The sequence below is a fragment of the Nodularia sp. UHCC 0506 genome (assembly GCF_034931045.1).
Taxonomy (GTDB): Bacteria; Cyanobacteriota; Cyanobacteriia; order Cyanobacteriales; family Nostocaceae; genus Nodularia.
The window spans coordinates 42,406-47,763 of the sequence record NZ_JAYGHH010000045.1 but is presented as its reverse complement, the minus strand read 5'-3'; the positions used below and the strand labels follow the sequence as shown (position 1 = coordinate 47,763).

Below are 5,358 nucleotides of genomic sequence, written 5' to 3'. Positions count from 1 at the left end.
GTAAATATGCAATTTTAAGTTTTGAGGATGGGAACTATAAAGAGAGGGCAGGCAAGATGCCCACCTCACAAGAGAGGATAGGAAATATAAAAAGGAAAGTGGCGGGCAAGATGCCCACCCCACAAGAGTTCATCCCACAAGAGTTCATCCCACAAGAGTTTGGTGAATTTTGGATGATTGAGAATGGTGGAAGATATCAGAGTTATTCGGGGATTAAAAACTTGGCTACCGTTTGTACATCTTTATCACCGCGTCCAGAACAGTTGAGGACAATTCGCGGACTACCACTCAGTTGAGGACATAGGGTTTCTAGATAAGCGATCGCATGAGCAGTTTCCAAAGCTGGTATAATTCCCTCTAGGCGAGATAGACGCTGGAACGCTTCTAAAGCCTCTGCATCAGTCACACTATAATATTCAGCCCTTCCCATATCCTTCAAATAGCTATGTTCTGGCCCCACCCCAGGATAATCTAAACCGGCACTAATGGAATGCGCCTCAATGATTTGCCCTTCTGCATCTTGCAACAAATAGCTCATTGCTCCATGCAATACACCAATCTGTCCTTTTGTCAAGGTGGCAGCGTGTTTTTCTGTATTGACACCTTCGCCAGCTGCTTCCACCCCAATTAACCGGATAGAAGACTCATTCACAAACTCGTGGAATAATCCCATGGCGTTGGAACCACCACCCACACAAGCTATGAGAATATCAGGTAAACCACCCCATTTTTCCATTGCTTGAACGCGAGTTTCTACACCAATCACAGCATGAAAATCGCGTACCATCATTGGGTAAGGATGGGGGCCAGCGACAGAACCCAAAATGTAGTGTGTTGTTTCTACATTCGTCACCCAATCGCGGATAGCCTCAGAAGTGGCATCTTTGAGGGTTCCGGTTCCTGCTTCCACTGGACGCACTTCCGCCCCCATTAAGCGCATTCTGAACACATTCAAGGCTTGACGTTCCATATCGTGAACGCCCATGTAAATTACACATTCCAGCCCAAACCGAGCGCAAACTGTCGCTGTTGCTACTCCATGCTGTCCTGCGCCTGTTTCGGCAATTACTCTTTTTTTACCCATGCGTCGCGCCAACAATACCTGACCCAAGGCATTATTAATTTTATGTGCGCCTGTGTGATTTAAGTCTTCACGCTTTAAGTAAATTTGCGCTCCTGTACCATCTGGGCGGGCATAATGAGCAGTGAGGCGTTCTGCAAAATACAAAGGTGTGGCGCGTCCGACATAATCTCGCAGTAAATCTTGTAATTCTGCTTGAAAACTTGGGTCATGGCGGTATTGCTGATAAGCTGTTTCTAATTCAGCTAAAGCCGGCATCAGTGTTTCCGGGACGTACTTACCGCCAAAGCGTCCAAAGCGTCCAAGGATGTCGGGAACCTGAGTGTTTGATGGGAAACTGGGGGAGAGGGGTGTAGTAGTCACGGAAAATTTTTGATGACAGGATAGATTTAATTATTATAAAAGCATACTCAGCCCTGGCGATGGTCAGTCATGGCTATACAAACAAAGTCCGCCTGCGCGGACTAACAGAAAATCAATGTTTTCAACCCGTGTAGCTGCGTTCGCCCTTGGCGTTGCGTTAGCAATATTCTAATCGCCTGGTGCTGCAATTTTTTCTTAATCAAAGGTTTTATGTCTTCTGATAAATCTGCTAACAAACGCTTTGTTTACCGTGAATTTGGTAATGATAACTCTGCGGCGACGGAAAGAGGGATTCCGGAATTACCTCCGCAGCAACAAAACCTGAAGGTGCAAGCTTCCCGTAAAGGACGTAAGGGTAAAACTGTGACTGTGATTAGCGGTTTCCAGACTAAGCCAGAAGTTTTGACTGATTTAGTGAAACAGTTGAAAAGTCAATGCGGTTCTGGTGGGACTGTGAAAGATAATGAAATTGAAATTCAGGGTGAGCATAAACAGAAAATTCTGGATATTTTGACTAAGTTAGGTTACAAAGCCAAAATTAGCGGCGGCTGATGGGTACGGTTTACCACACTTGAAGGTGTTATTAATTCAAAAAGCTGATGTTATTGTGGGAATTACGAACCACCAAGATAAAAAAGATGAATTTTTCAATAGCAATTTAGGAATGCTGTATGGTGGTGGTGAAATAATAAGTTAATGGGTTGATTGTTGTGAATTTTATAGGAGGTTAATATGGATTTAGTTCGGATTTTATGTGCTGTTTTCTTGCCACCTCTGGGAGTATTTTTGCAAGTTGGTTTTGGTTTGGATTTTTGGATTAATATCCTGTTAACTTGTTTGGGTTATATTCCCGGAATAATTCACGCCGTGTGGATAATTGCCAAGAAATAGCGCTTTGGGGAGGTGGGTTTGTCAGCCTATCTCTCCCACAAGGCTACAAATATTGTTAGATGGTTGGCAATTAAAGCTCTGCACTCCCACACTCAACAAAAACGGGCGATAATACTACTCTATGAAGACGTGAAGACCGATCCTGGTATTTCTGTCTCTGTTCCTACAATAACCATATATAAACAAAACTGGCTCTTGTTCTCTGTGCGCCTCATATTTGGAGTGGTTTATCGAAAAGCCTATGCAACCCACTAATCCTAATCAATTTACCGAAAAAGCCTGGGAAGCGATCGCTCATACCCCAGATATTGCTAAACAATATCAGCAACAGCAAATTGAAAGTGAACACCTGATGAAAGCCTTGCTAGAACAAGATGGTCTAGCCAGCAGCATTTTAACCAAGGCGGGTGTTGATTTGCAAAAAATCCGCGAACGCACCGAGCAATTTATCCAACGCCAGCCAAAGGTATCTGGTAGCAGCACATCCGTATTTTTGGGACGGAGTTTAGATACACTATTAGATAGAGCAGATGTATCTCGTCAGGACTTCAAAGACGAATATATCTCCATTGAACATTTATTGCTGGCTTATGCCAAAGATGACCGCTTTGGTAAAAGTTTATTTCAAGAATTCGGTTTAGACGAAGGCAAACTCAAGAAAATCATTAAGCAAATTCGTGGGAGTCAAAAAGTGACCGACCAAAATCCAGAAGGCAAATATGAAGCACTGGAAAAATATGGACGTGACCTCACAGAAGCAGCACGTAAAGGTCAACTTGATCCAGTGATTGGACGAGATGATGAAATTCGCCGCACTGTACAAATTCTCTCCCGGCGGACTAAGAATAACCCTGTGTTAATTGGTGAACCGGGTGTTGGTAAAACTGCGATCGCGGAAGGTCTAGCCCAACGGATTATTGCTGGTGATGTCCCCCAGTCCCTGAAAGACCGCAAGTTGATCTCTTTAGATATGGGGGCTTTAATCGCTGGGGCAAAATTTCGGGGCGAATTTGAAGAACGCCTGAAAGCAGTATTAAAAGAGGTGACGGAATCCGGCGGGAATATTGTTTTATTTATTGATGAAATTCATACTGTGGTCGGCGCGGGTGCGACTCAAGGGGCGATGGATGCCGGTAATTTGTTAAAACCGATGTTAGCACGGGGTGAATTGCGCTGTATTGGGGCGACCACTTTAGACGAATATCGCAAGTATATTGAAAAAGATGCGGCTCTAGAAAGACGCTTTCAGCAGGTTTATGTAGATCAGCCCAGTGTCGCAGATACAATTTCGATTTTACGCGGTTTGAAAGAACGCTATGAAGTTCACCACGGGGTGAGAATTTCTGATAGTTCTTTAGTTGCAGCCGCTACATTGTCCAGTCGGTATATTAGCGATCGCTTCCTCCCAGATAAAGCCATTGACTTGGTAGACGAAGCCGCCGCCCGCTTGAAAATGGAAATTACCTCTAAACCAGAGGAATTAGACGAAATCGACCGCAAGATTTTGCAATTGGAAATGGAAAAGCTGTCTTTGCAAAAAGAAACAGATGCAGCTTCCAGAGAACGTTTAGAAAGAATTGAAAAGGAACTGGCGGATCTCAAAGAAGAACAAAGAACCCTCACAGCTCAATGGCAGTCTGAAAAAGATATTATCAATAAAATTCAGTCAATTAAAGAAGAAATTGACCGAGTTAACTTAGAGGTGCAGCAATCAGAAAGAGATTATGACCTGAATCGCGCCGCCGAGTTGAAATATGGCAAATTAACCAATTTACACCGTCAATTAGAAGCCGCAGAAGGAGAATTAGCCAACGTCCAAAGAACTGGCAAATCTCTATTACGTGAGGAAGTTACAGAAGCTGACATTGCCGAAATTATTTCTAAGTGGACAAGAATCCCCATCAGCAAGTTAGTGGAATCTGAGAAAGAAAAACTGCTGCACTTAGAAGATGAACTGCATAACCGAGTTATTGGACAAGCCGAAGCTGTGACAGCTGTAGCCGATGCAATTCAGCGATCGCGTGCAGGACTAGCTGACCCCAATCGTCCCATTGCTAGTTTTATTTTCCTCGGTCCCACAGGTGTAGGTAAAACCGAATTAGCCAAAGCCCTAGCAGCATATATGTTCGACACTGAAGAATCTTTGGTACGGATTGATATGTCTGAATATATGGAAAAACACGCAGTTTCCCGGTTAATTGGTGCGCCTCCAGGATATGTCGGTTACGAAGAAGGCGGGCAATTAACTGAAGCCATTCGTCGCCGTCCTTACGCTGTGATTCTTTTCGACGAAATCGAAAAAGCACACGCTGACGTGTTCAATATCTTACTGCAAATTCTTGATGATGGTCGTGTCACTGATGCCCAAGGTCGGACAGTGGATTTCAAAAACGCGATTATTATTATGACAAGTAACATCGGTTCTCAGTATATTCTCGATGTAGCTGGGGAAGCTGAACATTATGACGAAATGCGCCGCCGAGTCATGGAAGCAATGCGAAATAGCTTCCGTCCAGAATTCCTGAACCGGATTGACGAAATTATCATCTTCCACGGTTTGGATAAAAAAGAACTGCGGCAAATTGTCCTGTTACAAGTAGAAAGATTAAGGAAAAGATTGAGCGATACCTCCGGTGGGCTTTGCCAACGCAAGATGTCGTTGAAACTCTCAGATTCTGCTCTTGACTTTTTAGCCGAAGTAGGATACGACCCTGTATATGGAGCGCGTCCACTCAAACGAGCCATTCAGAGAGAATTAGAAACTCAAATTGCCAAAGCTATCTTACGTGGTGAATTCAACGACGGCGACACCATTTTTGTTGATGTGCAGAATGAGCGTCTTTCCTTCAGTCGCTTACCTGTAGAAGTGCTGACTACCTGATATAGCGGTTTTCATGGCTTCAGACCTTGATGTAGGGGCGGGTATGGCTACGCGATACAAGCTATGACTATGCTCAATTACCAATAATAATTTTCAGCAACCCGCCCCTACTTAGTGCTTGCTGAATAAATAGGGTTTGCTG

General features: G+C 44.0%; 4 protein-coding genes. 3 read left to right on the top strand and 1 reads right to left on the bottom strand.

Translation table 11 applies throughout. The features are described from left to right. Positions 1 to 202: 202 nt before the first annotated feature. On the bottom strand, positions 203 to 1,444 hold the full coding sequence (gene trpB / locus VB654_RS20010; protein ID WP_323215556.1) for a tryptophan synthase subunit beta: 1,242 nt from the start codon (positions 1,442 to 1,444) through the stop codon (positions 203 to 205). A 210-nt stretch (positions 1,445 to 1,654) separates the two neighbouring features. Between trpB and VB654_RS20005 the strand changes: the two genes are divergently transcribed. The 3 genes from VB654_RS20005 to clpB all read left to right on the top strand — a co-directional run bounded on the left by VB654_RS20005 (position 1,655) and on the right by clpB (position 5,216). Continuing rightward, positions 1,655 to 1,996, top strand: a complete 342-nt coding sequence (locus VB654_RS20005) for a translation initiation factor (RefSeq protein ID WP_323215555.1) — start codon at positions 1,655 to 1,657, stop codon at positions 1,994 to 1,996. Between the two features lie 180 nt (positions 1,997 to 2,176). Further along, on the top strand, positions 2,177 to 2,335 hold the full coding sequence (locus tag VB654_RS20000) for a YqaE/Pmp3 family membrane protein (RefSeq protein WP_323215554.1): 159 nt from the start codon (positions 2,177 to 2,179) through the stop codon (positions 2,333 to 2,335). Between the two features lie 241 nt (positions 2,336 to 2,576). Continuing rightward, positions 2,577 to 5,216, top strand: a complete 2,640-nt coding sequence (gene clpB, locus VB654_RS19995) for an ATP-dependent chaperone ClpB (protein WP_323215553.1) — start codon at positions 2,577 to 2,579, stop codon at positions 5,214 to 5,216. The last annotated feature ends 142 nt before the right edge of the window (positions 5,217 to 5,358 follow it).

Bases quoted from the DNA above. Each gene is read 5' to 3' on its own strand.
- clpB (WP_323215553.1), top strand. From the start codon at position 2,577: ATGCAACCCACTAATCCTAATCAATTTACCGAAAAAGCCTGGGAAGCG.
- VB654_RS20005 (WP_323215555.1), top strand. From the start codon at position 1,655: ATGTCTTCTGATAAATCTGCTAACAAACGCTTTGTTTACCGTGAATTT.
- VB654_RS20000 (WP_323215554.1), top strand. From the start codon at position 2,177: ATGGATTTAGTTCGGATTTTATGTGCTGTTTTCTTGCCACCTCTGGGA.